The organism is Brachybacterium alimentarium (assembly GCF_002332425.1).
GTDB classification, from domain to species: domain Bacteria; phylum Actinomycetota; class Actinomycetes; order Actinomycetales; family Dermabacteraceae; genus Brachybacterium; species Brachybacterium alimentarium.
In genome coordinates this window covers 183,594-201,230 of sequence record NZ_NRGS01000005.1, presented here as the reverse complement: position 1 = coordinate 201,230, position 17,637 = coordinate 183,594, and the positions used below count along the sequence as shown (strand labels likewise).

At 70.0% G+C, this 17,637-nt stretch carries 18 protein-coding genes; 10 read left to right on the top strand and 8 right to left on the bottom strand.

What is annotated here, in order from left to right:
• Positions 1 to 224 precede the first annotated feature (224 nt).
• From CIK71_RS04150 to CIK71_RS04140, 3 genes are read right to left on the bottom strand one after another with little or no spacing between them, the layout of a single operon-like run.
• Entirely contained in the window at positions 225 to 1,994 is a 1,770-nt protein-coding gene (locus CIK71_RS04150; RefSeq protein WP_096163912.1) for an ABC transporter ATP-binding protein, read from the bottom strand.
• Between the two features lie 10 nt (positions 1,995 to 2,004).
• Complete coding sequence (locus CIK71_RS04145) at positions 2,005 to 3,021, bottom strand: ABC transporter permease (protein ID WP_096163911.1); 1,017 nt, start codon at positions 3,019 to 3,021, stop codon at positions 2,005 to 2,007.
• 4 nt (positions 3,022 to 3,025) lie between these two features.
• Positions 3,026 to 4,018 (bottom strand): ABC transporter permease, encoded by a 993-nt coding sequence (locus CIK71_RS04140; protein WP_245857283.1) that lies wholly within the window; start codon positions 4,016 to 4,018, stop codon positions 3,026 to 3,028.
• Positions 4,019 to 4,298: 280 nt separating this feature from the next.
• On the opposite strand from CIK71_RS04140, the gene CIK71_RS04135 reads away from it, so the two are divergent.
• The gene (locus tag CIK71_RS04135) at positions 4,299 to 4,616 is read left to right on the top strand and encodes a hypothetical protein (protein WP_096163910.1); all 318 of its coding nucleotides are present in this window, start codon (positions 4,299 to 4,301) and stop codon (positions 4,614 to 4,616) included.
• Between the two features lie 21 nt (positions 4,617 to 4,637).
• Here CIK71_RS04135 and CIK71_RS04130 read toward each other — a convergent pair whose 3' ends face one another.
• Complete coding sequence (locus tag CIK71_RS04130) at positions 4,638 to 5,879, bottom strand: molybdopterin molybdotransferase MoeA (protein WP_096163909.1); 1,242 nt, start codon at positions 5,877 to 5,879, stop codon at positions 4,638 to 4,640.
• 96 nt (positions 5,880 to 5,975) lie between these two features.
• Between CIK71_RS04130 and CIK71_RS04125 the strand changes: the two genes are divergently transcribed.
• The 7 genes from CIK71_RS04125 (at position 5,976) to CIK71_RS04095 (ending at position 12,448) form a co-directional block, all read left to right on the top strand.
• Entirely contained in the window at positions 5,976 to 6,962 is a 987-nt protein-coding gene (locus CIK71_RS04125) for an NADP-dependent oxidoreductase (protein WP_096163908.1), read from the top strand.
• Between the two features lie 37 nt (positions 6,963 to 6,999).
• Positions 7,000 to 8,277: a class I SAM-dependent methyltransferase gene (locus tag CIK71_RS04120; protein ID WP_096163907.1), complete on the top strand. Its 1,278-nt coding sequence runs from the start codon at positions 7,000 to 7,002 to the stop codon at positions 8,275 to 8,277.
• A gap of 74 nt (positions 8,278 to 8,351) precedes the next feature.
• A complete protein-coding gene (locus CIK71_RS04115; RefSeq protein WP_141393690.1) occupies positions 8,352 to 9,032 on the top strand; it encodes a DUF4129 domain-containing protein in 681 nt (226 codons plus the stop codon).
• Entirely contained in the window at positions 9,029 to 9,547 is a 519-nt protein-coding gene (locus CIK71_RS04110; protein WP_096163905.1) for a hypothetical protein, read from the top strand. Before CIK71_RS04115 ends, CIK71_RS04110 begins: the two co-directional genes overlap by 4 nt.
• The gene (locus CIK71_RS04105) at positions 9,544 to 10,548 is read left to right on the top strand and encodes an AAA family ATPase (protein WP_096163904.1); all 1,005 of its coding nucleotides are present in this window, start codon (positions 9,544 to 9,546) and stop codon (positions 10,546 to 10,548) included. The genes CIK71_RS04110 and CIK71_RS04105 overlap by 4 nt, the downstream gene beginning before the upstream one ends.
• A complete protein-coding gene (locus CIK71_RS04100; RefSeq protein ID WP_096163903.1) occupies positions 10,545 to 11,900 on the top strand; it encodes a DUF58 domain-containing protein in 1,356 nt (451 codons plus the stop codon). The genes CIK71_RS04105 and CIK71_RS04100 overlap by 4 nt, the downstream gene beginning before the upstream one ends.
• The gene (locus CIK71_RS04095) at positions 11,900 to 12,448 is read left to right on the top strand and encodes a hypothetical protein (protein WP_096163902.1); all 549 of its coding nucleotides are present in this window, start codon (positions 11,900 to 11,902) and stop codon (positions 12,446 to 12,448) included. The genes CIK71_RS04100 and CIK71_RS04095 overlap by 1 nt, the downstream gene beginning before the upstream one ends.
• A gap of 97 nt (positions 12,449 to 12,545) precedes the next feature.
• Here the strand turns inward: CIK71_RS04095 and CIK71_RS17960 are convergent, their stop codons facing one another.
• Positions 12,546 to 13,484, bottom strand: coding sequence for a PKD domain-containing protein (locus tag CIK71_RS17960; protein WP_245857282.1), 939 nt, complete (start codon positions 13,482 to 13,484; stop codon positions 12,546 to 12,548).
• 136 nt (positions 13,485 to 13,620) lie between these two features.
• Positions 13,621 to 14,274, bottom strand: a complete 654-nt coding sequence (locus CIK71_RS17440) for a DUF6318 family protein (protein WP_141393689.1) — start codon at positions 14,272 to 14,274, stop codon at positions 13,621 to 13,623.
• A gap of 215 nt (positions 14,275 to 14,489) precedes the next feature.
• Between CIK71_RS17440 and msrA the strand changes: the two genes are divergently transcribed.
• Positions 14,490 to 15,185: a peptide-methionine (S)-S-oxide reductase MsrA gene (gene msrA, locus CIK71_RS04085; protein WP_096163900.1), complete on the top strand. Its 696-nt coding sequence runs from the start codon at positions 14,490 to 14,492 to the stop codon at positions 15,183 to 15,185.
• A 21-nt stretch (positions 15,186 to 15,206) separates the two neighbouring features.
• Here the strand turns inward: msrA and CIK71_RS04080 are convergent, their stop codons facing one another.
• Entirely contained in the window at positions 15,207 to 16,283 is a 1,077-nt protein-coding gene (locus CIK71_RS04080; protein WP_096164225.1) for an NAD(P)-dependent alcohol dehydrogenase, read from the bottom strand.
• Positions 16,284 to 16,377: 94 nt separating this feature from the next.
• On the opposite strand from CIK71_RS04080, the gene CIK71_RS04075 reads away from it, so the two are divergent.
• Complete coding sequence (locus CIK71_RS04075) at positions 16,378 to 16,971, top strand: TetR/AcrR family transcriptional regulator (RefSeq protein ID WP_096163899.1); 594 nt, start codon at positions 16,378 to 16,380, stop codon at positions 16,969 to 16,971.
• A 33-nt stretch (positions 16,972 to 17,004) separates the two neighbouring features.
• On the opposite strand, the gene CIK71_RS04070 is transcribed toward CIK71_RS04075, so the two are convergent.
• Positions 17,005 to 17,559, bottom strand: a complete 555-nt coding sequence (locus CIK71_RS04070) for an arsenic metallochaperone ArsD family protein (RefSeq protein WP_096164224.1) — start codon at positions 17,557 to 17,559, stop codon at positions 17,005 to 17,007.
• Positions 17,560 to 17,637 lie beyond the last annotated feature (78 nt).

Here is a 17,637-nt window from a genome sequence, read left to right as displayed (position 1 = left end):
CGCTCTCGATGGTCCAGACCTTCAGGTGATCCCTGGCCGCGACCTCCGTGGTCGCGCCGTCTCCTGCAGTGCACTCAGTCTAGGCGCGGACGTGTTCTACGACACGGGAGAAGCACTCCCCTGTTACCGGTTCGCAACACAACGTTTCACGCTGACCGGTCCGGGCACGGGGACGACGGACGACGCCAGTCGGCATCACCCGTCGTGGGACCCGTCATCACAGGTCAGGCGGTCGGATCCGGGCTCGAGGCGGTCTTATCGGCGCCGTCGAAGGCACTGCGGTCGATGGCTTCGCGCCGGCGGGTGCGCGCGACCTCGGGATCAGGGATCGGCACCGCCGAGAGCAGCTCGCGGCTGTAGGGGTGCTGGGGGTCGGTGAAGACGTCCTCGGTCTCCCCGAGCTCGACGATCCTGCCCCGCTGCATCACGGCGATGCGATCGGAGATGTGGCGGACCACCGAGAGATCGTGAGAGACGAAGAGGAAGCTCACGCCGAGCCGGGCCCGCAGGTCCGCGAGCATCGCGAGCACCCCGGCCTGGACCGTCACGTCGAGGGCCGAGGTGGGCTCATCGAGGATGATGAGCTTCGGATCGCAGGCGAGGGCGCGTGCCACGCCGACGCGCTGGCGCTGACCGCCGGAGAACTCCGTGGGGAAGCGGGCGGCGTGCTCGGGGAGCAGGCCGACCATGCTCAGCAGCCAGTCCACCCGTTCGTTCATCCGCTCGGCGCTGTATCCCTGGACGCGCATCGGCTCCTTGATGATGTCGGCGATCGGCATGCGGGGATCCAGGGAGGCCATCGGATCCTGGAACACCATGGTGACGTCCGAACGCAGAGCTGCTCGCTCCTTGCGGCTCAAGGAGCCGGTCTCCGTGCCGTCGATGCGGATCACGCCCTGCTGCGGGGTGCGCAGCTGCATGATCTCCATCAGGGTGGTCGTCTTCCCGCAGCCGGACTCCCCCACCAGGGCGAGGCATTCGCCCTGACGGATGTCGAACGAGATCCCATCGACAGCTCGCTGCTCGCCAACCTTGCGACGCACGATCGCGCCCTTGGTGATCGGGTAGACCTTGTGGAGCTCCTCGACCTCGAGGACGATCGGACGCTCCTCACGGGGCGCGATCTCCTGGCCGTCGTCCCCGGGCTCGGCGAGCTTCTGCAGTGCCGCGCCGGCGACGCTGCGGGACCTCCCGGATTCGCCCGCGTCGACCCGTGGGACGGCCGCCAGCAGATTGCGGGTGTAGTCCTCCTGCGGGGTGTAGAAGATGTCATCGACCGCGCCGAGCTCGACCATCCGGGAGTCCTTCATGACCAGGACCCTGTCCGCGAAGCCCGCGACGACGCCCATGTCGTGGGTGATCAGCACCGTCGCGGCGCCGATCATCTCCTGCGCGGACTTCAGCAGGTCCATGACCTGGGCCTGGATGGTCACGTCCAGAGCGGTGGTGGGCTCGTCCGCGATGATCAGCTCGGGCTCGTTGGCGATCGCCATGGCGATCATCGCGCGCTGACGCATGCCGCCGGAGTACTCGTGGGGGTACTGGTTCGCACGACGCATCGGCTCGGGGATGCCGACGGCCTCGAGCAGCTCGACCGCACGCTTCTCGGCCTGTTTGGCCGAGGTCTCCGGGTGGTGGATGCGCACGACCTCGGCGATCTGCTGGCCCACCCGGAACACCGGGGTGAGGGCCGACAGCGGGTCCTGGAAGACCATGGAGATGGTGTTGCCGCGCAGCTTCGAGAGCTGCCGGTCGTCCATCGCGAAGAGATCCTGGCCCATCATCTCGATCCCGCCGGTGATGGTGGCCGTGCGCGGGAGCAGCCCCATCACCGCGAGCGAGCTCACGGACTTGCCGGAGCCGGACTCGCCGACGATCGCGAGCGCCTCTCCCTTGTGGACCTCGTAGCTGAGGTTCTGGACGGCGTGGACGGTTCCGTACTCGGAGGGGAAGGTGACGCTCAGGTCCCTCACGGACAGGATGGGTTCAGACATTCTTTCCCCCTCAGAGCCGGCTGGAGCCGCTGGTCGGATCGAGGGCGTCGCGCAGCGCTTCGCCCATCAGGTTGATGGAGATGACCAGAGCGGCGAGGACCGCGGCCGGCGGGATCCAGGTGTACGGCGCGGAGATGTTGTAGTCCTGCAGCACGGTGCCGAGCGAGACCTGCGGGTACTGGATCCCGAAGCCGATGAAGGACAGCCCGGTCTCGCCGAGGATCGCAGCGCTCACTCCGAGCGTGGTGTCGATGATGATCCAGCTGGCCACGTTCGGGATGATGTGCCGCGTCATCGTGATGATCGGGTGCACACCCATGAACCGGGCCGCCTCGACGTACTCGGTGCGCACCAGCTGCTGGGTCATCGCACGGAGCACACGAGCGGTGAGCATCCAGGCGAACAGCGCCAGCAGAGGGATCATCCACAGCCAGCTGGCGCGCTGCAGCGCCGGGCTGAACAGCATCAGCAGCAGGATCGAGGGGACCACGAGGAACAGGTTGATCAGATTCACGAGGGCGCCGTCGGCGAGGGCACCCCACTTCCCCTTGTGGCTGACGTAGCCGGCCACGATCCCCACCACGAGGGCGAGGAAGGCGGTCAGCAGTGCGGTACCGATGCCGATGACGAGCGAGATGCGCAGGCCCTGCATGGTGCGGGCGAAGATATCCAGGCCGTTCTCGTTCACGCCGAACCAGTGGTAGGCGCTGGGCCCGGTCAGGGCATTGCGCAGATCACGTTCGAACGGCTCGTACTGGTAGACGATCGGGCCCACGATCGCCATCACGATCAGCACGACGAACACGATCATGCCGACCCAGGCATTGCGGTTGCGGAGGAACCGTCGGCGCAGCAGTTCGCCACGGCCGAGCGATTCGATGGCCGGGGCGGCGTCGTCCGGCAGCGCGGTGTCGACGGCGGTAGTGAGATCTGCCGTGCTCCCGATCATCGGGTTCTCTTCGGGGTCCGTGCTCGCTCGCAGCTTGGCGGCGTCGTCGGTCCCGCGGATGTCGTGGGGATTCGTCATCGTCTCACCGGATCCTCGGATCGAGCGCGCCCTGCAGGATGTCTGCGAAGGTCGCGGAGAGCAGGGTCAGCACAGCGGTGTAGAAGACCACGCCGGCCGTGCCGTTGACGTCGGCCATGCCGATCGCGGAGATCACGAAGCGCCCGATGCCCTGCCAGTTGAACATCAGCTCCACGAACAGGGAGCCGGAGAAGGCGCCGCCGACGGCGAAGGCGAAGTACTGCCCCATCGGGATGAGCGCCATCCGCAGCCCATGACGGTTCATCGCCTTCCCGCGGGTGAGGCCCTTGGCGCGCGCGGTGCGCAGGTAGTCGCTGCCCAGCACGTCCAGCGTGGTCACCTTCATGTACCGCGAGTACGAGGCGGCGGCGGTCACGGCGAGCACGATCGTGGGCATGATCAGCGCCTTGATCTGGTAGCTGATCGAGGCCCACGAGCCCGCTTCCAGGAGTGGATTGATCGGGTTGATGGCCGGCAGGCCCCAGCCCGTCGCATCCATGATCGTCTGGTTCGTCTGCTGCACGATGAGGATGATGACCGGGGTGGGCAGCGACAGGATGAAGAAGGCCAGGAGCGTCGAGAGACGATCCCCGAGGGAATCGCGGCGCACCGCCGCGATCATGCCGAACAGGATGCCCAGGAAGGTGCCGATCGCGGTGCCGATCACCACGAGGCGGAGGCTGATCGGGATCCGTGTGGCGAGCTCGTCGATCACCGGGACCATCGACTTGTTGGTGCCCGTGGTCACGCCGAAGTCGCCGCGGACCAGACCGCCCAGCCAGTTCGCGTAGCGCTCGAAGATCGGGGTGTCCGGGTTGACGTTGCGCACGTCCAGGTACATCTGGGCGGTGGCGGGAGGGACGGGCTCCGTCGCGATGGGCGGGTAGAGCACTTCCTCCGGATGCATCATCCATGCGGACAGCAGGTACGCGAAGCTCGTGGCGACGAACGCCAGGATCACGTAGGTGAGCACTCGTAGGGAGACGAACCTAAACACTCTGTCTCCTCAGCATGCGGTCGATCATCCGAGAGCTTTCCTTCCGTACGTCTTCGAGGCGTTCGCACGAGGTGTGCCTCGCCGCCGGACGCGGGCCGAATGGGCTGGGCGGCGTCCGCCATCGGCCACACCCGCGTGATCCGATGCGTCCCGACGCTCCAGCTGCGGGTGTGCCCCAGGTCTCCCTGGCAGCTTGAGCACACTGTAACGCCCGAGCAGGTGCCACCCTGCCCCACACTGACCGACTGGTACCTGGCGATCACGGAGTTATGCTCGAATCGTGACCTTCCTGCACCTGCTCGTGCTCGCGCTCGGCCTCCTCGCGGCGATCGCCGGCTCCGATCTGCTGAGCCACCGAGGGGTCGGGCCCTGGCCGATCGGCCTGGTCGCCCTGCTCCTGGTCCCGATCGCAGGATGGTTCTACAGCCCGTGGATCGCGGCCCTCGCGCTCGGTCTCGCCCTTGGCACCGGGATCCTTCTCGTCGCCTCGTGGACGAGGACGTTCATGACCCGTCGCCATGCGCGACGGGAGCAGGCGCGGCGCCTCACGGACGCGAAGGCCCGGCAGCTGGACGGCGAGGTCGAGCACCGGCGCTGAACGCCCTGCGACGCCAGGCCGTCACAGCGGCAGGATCAGCACCGTCTCCTCCGGGACGGTGCCCGCCGCCTCCGGCGATCCCGCCCCGTCGGCCCCTCCCAGCAGCACGATCGCGTCGGCCCGTCCGTACGGCGCGAGCCGCCGACCGGGCAGCAGGTCCACGCACTCCCGACCGTGGGAATCGTGCCGCAGACGACCCGGCAGCGCATGCAGGACGCCGGCCCGGCGCGGCCTGGGCAGCGGGTCCGCCGCGCCGCGGAGCACGCGACGCGGCGCGGCGCGCTCGCCCACCAGCAGGGGACGCACGAACAGGTGGTGCCCGACGAGGGCACCCACCGGGGTGCCCGGAAGATGGATCACCGCGGTGCCGTCCGCGAGGTGCCCGAAGCCCTGAGGCCCACCGGGACGCAGGCGGAGGTGCTCGAAGCGTGAGCCTCCGCTGCCGCGCTCCCCGAGCAGGGTCTTCACGACGTCATAAGCCCCATGACCGATGCCGCCGGTGGTCAGCACGAGATCGCTGTGCGCGGCGGCCTCCTCGAGCGCCGCGGTCAGGTCCGCATGGGTGTCCGTGCTGTGGACTGCGCGGGCCTCGATGCCGTCGGCCCTCAGCGCCGCCCCGAGCATCTCCCCGTTCGATTCCCGCACCGCGCCGACCTCGGCGCGGCCCGCAGTGCCGACGAGCTCGTCCCCCGTGACGACGATCCCCACCGCCAGCGCGCGCTCGACCGGGAGCGTCTCCACTCCGAGCGCACGGAGCAGTCCCACCAGGCCCGCTCCCACCCGATCGCCGGGGCGCGCGAGCACCTCGCCGGAGGAGACCTCCTCCCCCACCCCGCGGATGTGCCGGCGGGCTGCGGGCACCTCCTGGAGGGACAGGGTCACGGTGCGCGGGGAGGGGCCGAAGGGGTCAGCGTCGGTGGCCTCGACCTCGACGACCACGTCCGCCCCGCCGGGGACCGGGGCGCCGGTCATGATGCGCGCCGCGGTGCCGCGGGCCAGCTCTCCGATCGCGCCCGGCCGCGCCGGTATCTCCGAGCTCACCGGCAGGGTGACGGAGCCTGCAGCGAGGTCCGCGCGGCGCACGGCGAAGCCGTCCATCGCGGCGATCGGTGTCGACGGGAGATCTTCCGGGCTCGCGACCTCAGCGCCCACGACTCGGCCGACGGCGTCGTCCACGGGCAGCTCGAGAACTGTTCGGGGCAGGTCGATCTCCCGGCGCACGAGGTCGCGCCACTGCCAGGGATCCCTGGATGCTGCGTTCATGGTGCTCCTGCGTGCGAGAGGGGGTCACCACCATGATCGCTCACCGCCGAAGTGCCCGCCTCCCGAAGTGACGGCTCCGGGGTGCATGATGGAGGCATGCGAGAGATCCGATTCGACCGCTTCGGCGGCCCCGAGGTCCTGTCCCTGATCCCCGATGCTCCGATGCCGGAGCCGGGGCCCGACGAGGTGCTCGTGGAAGTGGCCTTCGTGGGGCTGAACCCGCTGGACTACAAGATCCGCGACGGCTCCTCGGGAATGTCCCGCGACCTGCAGCTCCCCGCGGGCACCGGACGCGAGATGGCAGGCACCGTGATCGGCGCCGGCGCGGGCCTGGACGAGGCGGAGCTGGGCTCCCGCGGGCTGAGCGTCGGCACCCGCGTGTTCGGCATGCGGGCCCCGGGCGACCCGCGCGGCGTGGCGGCGGAGGTCATCGCGATCGGCGCGGACGATCTCGCCCCGATCCCCGGTGAGATCTCGGACGAGGACCTCCCCCGCTGGGCGGGCCTGGCGCTCGCCGGCCTCACGGCGATCGCGGTCATCGACGACTCCGCGGCCATCGCCCCTGGCCAGACCGTGCTCGTGCACGGTGGCAGCGGCGGCGTGGGCCAGCTGCTGATCCCCATGGCGATCGAGGCCGGAGCCTCCCAGGTGTGGGCGACCGGCCGCGCGGACAATGCGGAGCGCATCCGCGAGCTGGGCGCCGTGCCGATCCCGTACGACACCGGGAACTGGCAGGAGGAGATCCACCGTCTCACCGACGGTCGCGGGGTCGACGTCGTGCTCGACACCCACTACCACTCGACGTTCGTGCCCAGCCTCGACCACGTCACCGAAGGCGGACTCGTGGTCACCCTGCCCACCCTCGCGGATCTCACCCCGGCCCACGAGCGCGGTGTCGAGGCGACAGTGCCTCGCATCAAGCCCGGTCGCGACCGGCTCGACCGCCTGGTGCAGGGAATCCGTGCCGGCCGCTATCTCCTGGAGGTCTCCCAGGTGCTGCCGCTGGACGAGATCGCCCGAGCACATTCGCTGCTCGAGGACGGACACACCCGCGGCAAGCTGGTGCTCGCCGCACAGTCCTGAGACTCAGGACACATGTCCAACGGGTAGCCTGTCCCGCATGGCTTCCCCCTCCCCCGACGTCTCCGACGCGGCTGTGCGCGAGCTCGAGCCCGTCCTCCAGCCCGCAGGGTGGGCGCTGCTGAACTCGCTCCCGCCCTACCGCGAGCAGGAGGCACTGACCCTCGGGGCCCGGCTGCGCGCGGAGGGCCATCCTCCCGAGACGGTCTCCGCCGTGATGACCCAGGCCCGACTGCGGGCCAGGGCGGCCGACAAGTTCGGGGAGTTCGCCTGCTCGATGCTCTTCACCCCGCACGGCCTCGAGCAGGCCACCCGGCTGCCGATCGCCGCGATGCACGCCGAGCGCTTCCAGCGGGCGGGCGTCGCCTCGGTCGCCGACCTCGGCTGCGGCATCGGCGGGGACGCGATGGCCCTGGCCGGTCTGGGCATGGAGGTCCAAGCCGTGGACCGCGATCCGCTGGCGGTCGCCGTCGCCACCGTGAACCTGCGCCCCTTCCCCAGCACCACGGTGCATCTCGGCCGGGCCGAGGACCACGATCCCGCAGCGGCCGAGGGCATCTGGCTGGACCCGGCGCGCCGCGCCCCCTCCCGCGGCAGGACCCGCCGTCTGCACGACCCCGAGGAGTACGAGCCGCCGCTGTCCGCCGTGCTCGAGCTCTCACGTCGGCTCGGCCAGGACGGCGACCCCGGCCCCCTCGGTGCGAAGCTCGGTCCCGGCATCGACCGTGCCGCGCTCCCGGCAGGCATCGAGACCCAGTGGACGTCCTTCCACGGGCAGGTGCTCGAGGCCACTGCGTGGTTCGGTCCGCTGGCCAGGGAGGGCGTGCACTCCTCGGCAGTGCTCATCGATCGTTCCGGCGCCCACCGTCTGGATCGCGGGTTCGACGCCGTCGCCGATCCGTCGACCGGCCCCGTCGGCGACCATCTGTACGAGCCCGACGGGGCGATCATCCGCGCAGGTCTGATCGGCCGCCTCGCCGAGGACCTGGAGGCGCACACGCTCGATGAGACCATCGCCTACCTCACCGGCGATCGACGCGTGGACACGCCTTTCGCCCGCGGCTACTCGGTGCGGGACGTGATGCCCTTCGGGCTCAAGCGTCTCTCCTCCTATCTCCGCGAGCACCGCCTCGGCGTGCTCGAGATCAAGAAGCGCGGCACGGCGGTGGAGCCCGAGGAGCTGCGGCGCAAGTTGCGCCCGCGCCGCTTCGGCGACGAGTCCGCCACGCTCGTGCTCACCCGCATCGCCGGCGAGCAGTCGATCATCATCGCCTCGCCCCACGGCGCGCCCGCGCCGTCGACCCGAGGGGGCTCCTGACCATCTCGGAGACCCCCGCGGCGACCTCGGCAGCACCACCCGGCGACGACGCTGTGCATGCGCAGCGTCGATGGGTGGCTGTCGTGCTGCTCCTGGTCGCCCTCGGCGCGATCGGGCTCGCCACTCTCGGAGCGGCCGCTGACCGGGGTCCCGGTGCCACCTTCGTGGGCAGCACCCTGGAGATGGGCGAGGAGGAGGCGGAGCCGCCCCCGTCCCAGCCGGACTTCGAGCTGCCCACCGATCTGCAGCAGCCTCCGGAGCCTCGCTCCGGAGGGTCCGGTCACCTGCCGCTGATCCTGCTGATCGTCACCGGGACGGCGCTGGCGGGCCTCGCGCTCTGGCTGGTGATCCGCATGCGCCGACTCGCGCGACCCGCCCCGCCGCTCGCTGCGGAGCCCGCCGAGGAGGAGCTCACGGCGCAGCAGGCACGCGCAGCCCTGGACGACGCCCGCTCGCATCTGTCCACGGTGGTCAACGCGCACGACGCGGTGATCGCCGCCTGGCTCGCCCTGGAGCGCGCCATCGCCGAGGCCGGGGTGACGCGCCACCCCTCGCGCACCACGCTCGAGTTCGTCGTCGAGGTGCTCGGCACCCTCGACCTGGATCGTGGCTCCCTGGACCGGCTCGCCCACCTGTACCGCAGGGCGCTCTTCGACCCCGAGCCGCTCGGCGAGCCGGACCGTGACGAGGCGCTGGACCTCCTGGATCACCTCACGACGGGCCTGGACCGCGAATCGGCCGGAGGACCCCGATGAGCGACGACCTGAGGAACGAGCTGCTCCCGCTGCTGTGGCGCCTCGGCGCAGGCGTCGCCATGGCGCTCACCGGAGTGGGCGTGTGCGCAGTGTTCGACCTGCTCATCCCCCTGCCGGGACCGATCGCAGCAGGCCTGGTGATCGGCGCCGCATGGTGGGCGCTGCATGACGCGCCGCCGCGAGCCGACGACGTCGACGCCCCCCGGGTCGATCTCGATGCCGATTACGCCCTCCCCCACGCGCGGGACATGCGCGTGCGCCGGCTCGAGGACCTGATCCACGGCGCGCAGCCCTCCCGCCGGATGACCTCCCGGGGGCTCGCCCGCACCCTGGGGGACATCGCCGACGAACGTGCGACGGACCCCGCGGCAGCGCCGCTCAGCGACGGACTGCGCCACCTCATCGCGGAGGCCCGCCACCCCGATGCGGAGAACCATCCCGTCGGCCCGATCGACCGCCGCACTCTGCACCGCTATCTACGAGAGCTCGCCACCGGCGAGGAGAGGGACCGATGAACCATCCCAGCCCCATTCCCCTGAGCGAGGCGACCGCCCTCACCGCGGCGGTCCTCGACGCCGTCGAGACTGCCGTGGTCGGAAAGCGCAGCTCCCTCGAGATGGTCCTCACCGGCATCCTCGCCGGCGGTCATGTGCTGCTCGAGGACCTGCCCGGGCTCGGGAAGACCCTCGCGGCGCGCTCCTTCGCACAGGCCCTCGGGCTCCCCTTCACCCGCGCGCAGTTCACCCCCGACCTGCTCCCCGCGGACCTCACCGGCGCCGAGGTCTTCGACCAGCGCACCGGCGAGTTCGTCTTCCGTCCCGGGCCCGTCTTCACCGGTCTGCTGCTCGCCGACGAGATCAACCGCACGCCGCCCAAGACGCAGTCCGCCCTGCTCGAGGCGATGCAGGAGCGGCAGGTCTCCGTCGAGGGCACCACGCGCAAGCTCCCCCAGCCCTTCCACGTGCTCGCCACCGCCAACCCCGTCGAGCACGAGGGCACCTACCCGTTGCCCGAGGCGCAGCTGGACCGCTTCCTGCTGCGGCTGTCCTTCGGCTACCCCACCGCCGAGCAGGAGTGGGATGTGGTCGCGCGACGCATCGACCGTCGTCGTGAGGAGCAGGTCGTGCCCGAGGTCCTCGACGCCGAAGGTCTGCTGGCCGTGCAGTCCGCGGTCGAGGACGTGCACGTCGAGGACTCCGTGGGCCATTACGCCGTGGAGCTGGTCGCCGCCACTCGAGAGCACCAGCATTCCCTCGTCGGCGCCTCGCCGCGCGGCACCCTCGCGCTGATCACCTGTGCCCGCGCGCTCGCGGTGATCCGGGGCCGCAGCTATGTGGTGCCCGAGGACGTCAAGGCGCTCGCCCATCCGGCGCTCGACCACCGGGTCACGGTGAAGCCCGAGCTGTGGCTGCAGAATGCGACCGGCGCCGGCGTCGTGGAGTCGGTGCTGGGGCAGGTGGCGGTGCCCGCCGCGGCGGAGCCCGCCGGGCAGGCGACGGCGGGTCATCCGGCGTGACAGCCACTCCCGCGACGGCGGAGCCTGCTGCCGAGCGACCGCTGGTCCGGACGCGACCGACCGCGGCGCTCCTCCGCGCTGCCGTGGTGGGCTGCGCAGCGATCACCCTCGCCGTGCTCGCCGGGAAGCCCGTGCTGATCCTGGCGGGACTCCCCCTGCTGGCCTGGGCACTGGTGGCTGTTGCTCGCCGTGTGAGGCGCGGCGAGGAGCTCGGCATCCCCCTGCCCTGGATCCACGCAGGCAGACGCACCATCGAGGAGGGCGCATCCACCTCGGTGACGGTCACCTCCGCGCCCGACACGCTCCTTGCGGCCACCGTCCCGCTCGCGCCGCATGCCGATTTCGCACCGCGCTACGGCGCGGCCGCCGGGGACGCCTCGGTGCGGCTGCGGCTGAGCGCGCAGCGGTGGGGGCGGGTGCACGTGGGACCGGTGCACGTGCTCGTCACGGACCCCCTCGGCGCCTTCCGCGCCCAGGAGCAGCTGCCCCCGTTGGACGTGCGAGTGGTGCCGTCCTCCACGGTGCTCGATGCCCCGATCGAGGTTCCCACGCCGATCGGCGTGAGCGGAGTGCATCTCTCGCGGCGCCGCGGCGACGGCACCGCGCTGTCCGAGGTGCGTGCGTTCCGTCCCGGCGATCGACTCCACCGGATCAACTGGCGAGTCTCCCAGCGCACCGGTGAGCTCCACACGAATGCGACGTTCACGGAGCAGGACACCGAGGTCCTGATCGTCACCGACACCATCTCGGACGTCGCCCCCGCGCCCTGGGCCGATGACGATGCCCCCACCAGCTTGGACATGACGATCCGCGCGACCTCTGCGGTGGCTCGCCACTACCTCACGGCCGGCGACCGGGTCTCGGTGTTCGACATCGGGCATCTCATCGGGCCCGTCCGCGCTGGCACTGGGCCGCGCCAGCTGCGTGTGCTCACCGACGCCCTGGCCCGCGCCAGCAGGGATGACCAGCAGACCCGCCCCATGCGGCGCCTGCGTGGGGTGCGCCCGGGCACCCTCACCGTGGTGTGCAGCCCGCTGCTGCACCCTGAGGTGATCACCCAGATCGGCGAGATGGTGGCGCACGGGGCCGACGTGATCGTGGTGGACACGCTGCCTCCCAGCATCGGCGACGTCTCCGTGCTGCAGGGGAAGCCCCTGCGCCGCGACGGACGGATCTCGGACCGCTTCTGGCCCGAGGCCTGGGCGACCCGCCGCCTCCTGCGCAGAACCACGGTGCGGGAGCTGCGCGAGGCCGGGGTGCCGGTGACCGCATGGGAGGGCCCCTCCTCGCTCGCGCCCGTGCTGCAGTCGCTGTCCGTCGCTCGTTCCGCCCCGCGGATGAGGAGGTCCTGATGCGTCTGTCAGCTCTCGTGGATCCGATCGCGAACCTTCTCCTGGACCTGCAGAAGGTGAGCCGCACTCAGTGGATCCTCCGACTGATCGGTGTCGCCGCGATGGTCCTCGCCCTGTTCGGCGCACTGCCGGCGGGAGTGTTCGCGAACTTCCTCGCCGGATTGGTCTCGACGCTCGCTCTGTGCGCGCTGCTCATCCAGGTGTTCCGCCCGGATACCGATATCGGCGTGGCGAGCCCGCTGCTCATCATTCTGGCCCTGCTGAGTCAGTCCGAGGTCTCAGCACTGCAGGCTCTCGGGGTCGGGGCAGCCATGCTGGTCTCGCACGCGGCCTTCGCGCTCGCCGCCACCATTCCGGCGCACGGGGTGTTCGAGGGCTCCGCCTGGCGTCTCGCCCTGCGCGCGATGCTCCCGGTGATCGCCCTCAGCCTGATCGCGGCCCTCGTGGTGATCGCGCTGTCCGGGATACGACTCGGGCCGTGGATGCTCGTCGTGGGCATCGCCGCCGTGATCTCACTGTTCCTGCTGGTGCTGCCCCGTACTCGATGACGCCCGCCCTGGCCGGTCGGGGGCGGAGCTGCATTCGAGCACCGGCGGCTGCGGTCAGTCCCCCTCCATAGCCCACTGTTTCCCCTGCGCAGCGGCCTCAGATCTCGCGATGCGTGGCGTCGGGGTCCTGCGGGCCCTCGGTCTCCGCGGTGCGCTCGGGCACCCACGGGTCGCCCTCCTCGTCCACCGGCACCGCGCCGTCCACGAGCCGGGATTCGAGCGATTTCGAGTAGATCGGGACCGGATCCGACGCCACCTCGATCGTGCCGTCGATGTCCTGCCACTCACCTCCCGCCACGGAGAACTGCCCGCTGAACGTCGTGGTCAGGGTGACGTCGTACCACCCTTCGAACGCGTACTCCGCCGTGATCTCCTCCGACGGATACGGGGCGCCCGCCGTTGACGTCGTGATCGTGCTGCCGTCCCCGAGGTCCCAGTGGAACGAGACAGGAATCGCTCGCACTTCCACCGGCACCCCGAGCACCTCGGTCGCCAGTGACTGCATCTCGTCGTCGGTATGGAGCACATTGACCATGTGCACCGGCAGCCAGCCGTCGTCCGGCCCAGCACTGGCCACCAGCGGTTCCACCGGCATCGCCTGGAAGTCGCTCAACGACACCGTGATCACCACTGGTTCAGCAGCTTCCCCTCCACCCGCTTCCGGGGTGCCTCCGCGCGCCCTGCAGTCGAACCCGAGCAGCTCCTCACTGGACTGATCGGCACTGACCCTGACGGTCTCCGTACTGACGTATCCCTCACCCTCGCCCGACAGGATATTGAGGAGGTTGGCAGCCGCACACGCGTTAGTCGTTCCCGAACAGCCGGTGGCATCCCCGCCAGCGTCAGCACCCGGGTACAGGTCGAGACAGTCGTACTCGCTGTTCACGCCCAGCTCGCGTGAAATCACTTGGGGAGCAGCATGAACACCGCCGCCATCAGTAGATGCTCCCCTCGATTCTGAAGTATCTGCCGAACAGTTAGCCACCTTCTTGTCCGCAAATAATTCAAGCCGACTATCCCCGGATTCGACATACATTGAAGTACCGGACGAGTCGCCTCCGGTAGAACACTCTGCATACGCGACCGACGGGACTTCCGAGTAGACACAGACCGCTAACGCTATTGCGACCAAAATCGCCACCACATGCAGGCGACCGCCTAGCTTTTCGCATTTACACATCTTCGATCGACAATGACGCATCGGACACAATCCACCCCTCACCATGCCACACCATTCCCCCACCGAAAACGTAATCCCTGGCAGGAACATCGCGCTCGTTCCGCCCAAGCGATGGCTCTATATGCGCGGACACCGATGCACGGTAGGCCACCATTACATCAAAATCCTCATCGTCGCGTTCACTGACGAGATTCACATCTTTAATAGTTGCCGACGTCCACAGTTCGTCATCATCAGCAAGCTTCCGGATTTGCTCAACATTCCCTCTACATAAATCGCAGTCAGATCCCGACAGACTATCTAGCACGTCAACGTCACCAGCCTGGTAACTCCAGATCAGATGAGCCGCAAAGAACCGAAACGTCTGCTCAGCACCCTCGGGTGTGTTCTCGTCCATACCCGGGAAGTCAGCAGGATCGGGAGCTGGGAGGTCGGCCGCGGCGCTCGTCGAGCCGCCAGCGGCGTCGGCCCCCTCGGCATCCCCGCCGCCATCACTGACCGGCGACTCGCCGCCGCCGTCGCTCGGGGCGTCGGCGACGACATCGGCCGGCGGATCGGTCCGGGCACTCTCCTGCCCTTCGGTGCAGGCGGAGATCCCGCACGTGAGAGCGGCAGCGGCCACGGCGGCGAGCAGTCGTCGGGACATGCGGGAACCTTCCAGCTGTGCAATGGATCACCGTGACACTAGCGGCATCCCGCCTCCCCCGCTGCGGGTCGCCTCCGGTTGTGGATAACCCGGCCGTGTCCACACCGCTCCCTCGGGCCCATGCGGCGACTCGCGCCTATTCCCCACCCGAGCGGCGCGTGAGAAGCCTCCCTGGCCACTGCCCCGGCAGCGCACACAGGACTAGCGTGATCCCCATGTGGCAGATGATGGATCTCCTGTACGGGCACAAGAAGGACATGGTCACGCCGGAGGCCGCCCTCCCAGGCCGGGACCAGTACCCCTACCCCCTCGCGCGCGAGCACCTCGTGCTGGGCACCGACATGCTCGGCCCCGACTCCCCGGTCGAGCCGCACCCCTGGCCGGTCGACGCCGAGGAGATCATCCTGGCCGGCGGCTGCTTCTGGGGGATCGAGCGCATCGCCTGGCAGACCCCGGGGGTGCACACCACCTCCTCCGGGTACGCCGGCGGATATACGCCGTACCCCACCTACGAAGAGGTCTTCTCCGCGAAGACCGGGCACGCCGAGGCCGTGCGGGTCATCTACACCGGCGGCCACGAGACGCTGCGCGCCCTGCTCACCTCGTTCTGGGAGCAGCACGATCCCACCACCGCGAACCGGCAGGGCAATGACGTGGGCACCGAGTACCGCAGCGCCGTGTACTGGACGTCCGAGGCCCAGGGCGACGTGGTGCGCGACTCCGCCCACCGCTACCAGCGCGCGCTCGACGAGGCCGGCCGCGGCAGCATCACCACCGAGCTGACGCCGCTGGCGGAGGCCGGGAACGGCATCTACTACACGGCTGAGGCCGAGCACCAGCAGTACCTCGCGAAGGTTCCGAACGGCTACTGCAACCACGGATTCAACGGCGTGGCCTGCTCGCTCGCCTGAGCGACGGCGACACCCGAGTGCTCAGCCCGGGCCGTCGAGATCCGACAGGTCCAGCACGAACCGGTAGCGGACATCGCCACGGGCGAGCCGCTCCAGTGCCTCCTCGACCTGCGCGGACGGCAGCACCTCGACGTCGGCGACCACGTCGTGGTGCGCGCAGAATTCGAGGAGCTGCGCGGTCTGCTCCATTCCCCCGCTGCCGCCCGACGTGAGCTTCTTGCGGCCGATCAGCAGGTCCGTGGTCTCGATGGTGACGGGGCCGAGGTACCCGAGCTGCGCCAGGGCGCCGTCGAGTGCGAGCAGGTCGAGGAACGGTGCGAGGTCGTGGGCGACGGCCACGGTGTCGAGGATGACGTCGAACCGCCCCTGCGACGAGGCCATGGCCTGCGGGTCGCCGGAGACCAGGAGATCTGCGGCTCCGAGCCGCCGCGCGTCCTCGGACTTGTCCGCGGAGCGGCTGATGACGGTGGTCTCGGCGCCGAGCGCCACGGCCAGCTTCACCGCGAGGTGCCCGAGCCCGCCCAGGCCCACCACGGCGACGCGCGCCCCGGGCCCGACGGCGAGCGCCCGCAGCGGTTCCCACACGGTGATCCCCGCGCACAGCAGCGGGGCGGCGGCCGCCGGGTCCAGCCCCTTCGGCAGGCGATGGGCGAAGTCCTCGCGCACGACGTACTCGCGCGCGAAGGCGCCGAGGGTCGGCGTCCCGTCGCGGCGATCCACTCCCCCGTAGGTGAGCGTGGGGAACTCCCGGCAGAAGTTCTCCTGGCCCGCCGTGCACATGTCGCAGACCAGGCACGCGTCGACGATGTTGCCGACGGCGACGGCATCCCCGACCCGGAACCTGCGCACCGCGGGACCGATCTCCGTCACGACGCCGGTGAACTCGTGCCCCGGCACCAGCGGCCCCTCGGAGTCGTCACCGCCGCCCGCCCCGTGCTCGTGGAGCGCATGGAGGTCGCTATGACAGACACCGCAGTAGTCGACGCGCACTGCGATGTCGTCGGCCCGCAGGTCACGACGTTCGACCAGGGTCCTGTGCAGCGCGGTGGAGGGCGTCGCCGTCGATCCGTCCGCTGCCCATGCATGAGTGCTTCGCATCATCGCTCCCTACAACAGACTGTTCGGTCTGGTTAAGTATGCGCCTCTTCACCCACCACGGCAAACAAACCGTTCTGTTGAATACAGTGGAGCCATGACGAAGAAGGAGCTGACCGCGCGGGGCGCGGCGACCCGGCAGCGCATCATCGACGCCGCGACGGAGGAGTTCGCCCAGCACGGCATCGCCGGGGCGCGGGTGGAGCGCATCGTGGCGGCCGCCCGCACCAACAAGGCTCAGCTCTACGACTACTTCGGGAACAAGGAGGGCCTGTTCGATGCGATCTTCGGGGCCTCCCTGGAGCGGATCGTGGACGTCGTGCCGATCGACTCCTCGGACCTCCCGGACTGGGCGGTGCGCCTGTACGACGAGTACCTGGAGCATCCCTCACTCATCCGCCTGGCCACATGGGCTCGCCTCGAACGCCGCCCCGCAGGGCACCTCGTGGACGAGCCGGACAGGCTGGATGATCGGAAACTGCGCTTCATCGCCGACGCCCAGGGGGCGGGGCTGGTGCGCGCCGGCGAGCCGTTCGACATCATGGCACTGGTCATCGGTATGTCCATGGCCTGGTCGCCGGTCAGCAATGTCTATGCCGCGACCGCGGAGGAACCGGTCGAAGTCCATGACTCCCGCCGAGCGCTGCTCCGCGAGAGCGTGCGTCGCGCAGTGATGACCGACGCGCAGTGACGAGCAGCTGAGGACGCGCGACGCCCCGCCGGATCAGGCCCCGCAGGAGCAGTCGGACGTCGTCTCCGAGCCGGTCGCCCTCGGAAGACCGTCTCCGACGTCCCCACCCATGAGGTTCCGTCGCGACCCGATGTCCGGGCCCCCTTCAGGGCGCGCCGGAGCGGGGGCGGCGCCCATGAGCTGGGCCGCGAAGCCGCCCGCCTCTCGCGGCATCGGGGCTCCCGGGGCTCCGCCAGGCCCGCAGCCCGCGGCGGCCGCCGAGCGGGGCGCACGAGCCTCGTTGCCCGCCTCGGCGAAGCGCTGCATCTGCTCCGTGGTCGGATAGACGGCCGTGACCACGATGTCCAGGCCCAGCAGGGTCACCGGGAGGGCGCCCTCCCCGGCGGAGTCGAGCAGAGCTCGCACCGGCTCGCACTGCTCGAAGGCCCAGGCATCCTCGTCCTGCAGGTAGACGGTGATGGGGTGGCCGGCCACGGCGAGCGCAGCGGCCTCGTCGAGGAAGGACTCCTGCTGCTGGACATCGGGCGGCGGCGAGGGCAGGAAGATGTCCAGTGCAGCAAGTCGGCCGGTCTCATCCGCATCGTTCATGCCACCACGGTATCCCTCCGAGCGCGCGGTCATCGGTGGCCGCATCGTCCTGGACCCCGCGCGGAGCGGGCCAGGAGG

Bases quoted from the DNA above. Each gene is read 5' to 3' on its own strand.
- CIK71_RS04080 (WP_096164225.1), bottom strand. From the start codon at position 16,283: ATGCGAAGCACTCATGCATGGGCAGCGGACGGATCGACGGCGACGCCC.
- CIK71_RS04105 (WP_096163904.1), top strand. From the start codon at position 9,544: ATGAACCATCCCAGCCCCATTCCCCTGAGCGAGGCGACCGCCCTCACC.
- CIK71_RS04130 (WP_096163909.1), bottom strand. From the start codon at position 5,879: ATGAACGCAGCATCCAGGGATCCCTGGCAGTGGCGCGACCTCGTGCGC.
- CIK71_RS04095 (WP_096163902.1), top strand. From the start codon at position 11,900: ATGCGTCTGTCAGCTCTCGTGGATCCGATCGCGAACCTTCTCCTGGAC.
- CIK71_RS04120 (WP_096163907.1), top strand. From the start codon at position 7,000: ATGGCTTCCCCCTCCCCCGACGTCTCCGACGCGGCTGTGCGCGAGCTC.
- CIK71_RS17960 (WP_245857282.1), bottom strand. From the start codon at position 13,484: ATGTATGTCGAATCCGGGGATAGTCGGCTTGAATTATTTGCGGACAAG.
- CIK71_RS04145 (WP_096163911.1), bottom strand. From the start codon at position 3,021: ATGACGAATCCCCACGACATCCGCGGGACCGACGACGCCGCCAAGCTG.
- CIK71_RS04125 (WP_096163908.1), top strand. From the start codon at position 5,976: ATGCGAGAGATCCGATTCGACCGCTTCGGCGGCCCCGAGGTCCTGTCC.
- msrA (WP_096163900.1), top strand. From the start codon at position 14,490: ATGTGGCAGATGATGGATCTCCTGTACGGGCACAAGAAGGACATGGTC.
- CIK71_RS17440 (WP_141393689.1), bottom strand. From the start codon at position 14,274: ATGTCCCGACGACTGCTCGCCGCCGTGGCCGCTGCCGCTCTCACGTGC.
- CIK71_RS04070 (WP_096164224.1), bottom strand. From the start codon at position 17,559: ATGAACGATGCGGATGAGACCGGCCGACTTGCTGCACTGGACATCTTC.
- CIK71_RS04075 (WP_096163899.1), top strand. From the start codon at position 16,378: ATGACGAAGAAGGAGCTGACCGCGCGGGGCGCGGCGACCCGGCAGCGC.
- CIK71_RS04150 (WP_096163912.1), bottom strand. From the start codon at position 1,994: ATGTCTGAACCCATCCTGTCCGTGAGGGACCTGAGCGTCACCTTCCCC.
- CIK71_RS04110 (WP_096163905.1), top strand. From the start codon at position 9,029: ATGAGCGACGACCTGAGGAACGAGCTGCTCCCGCTGCTGTGGCGCCTC.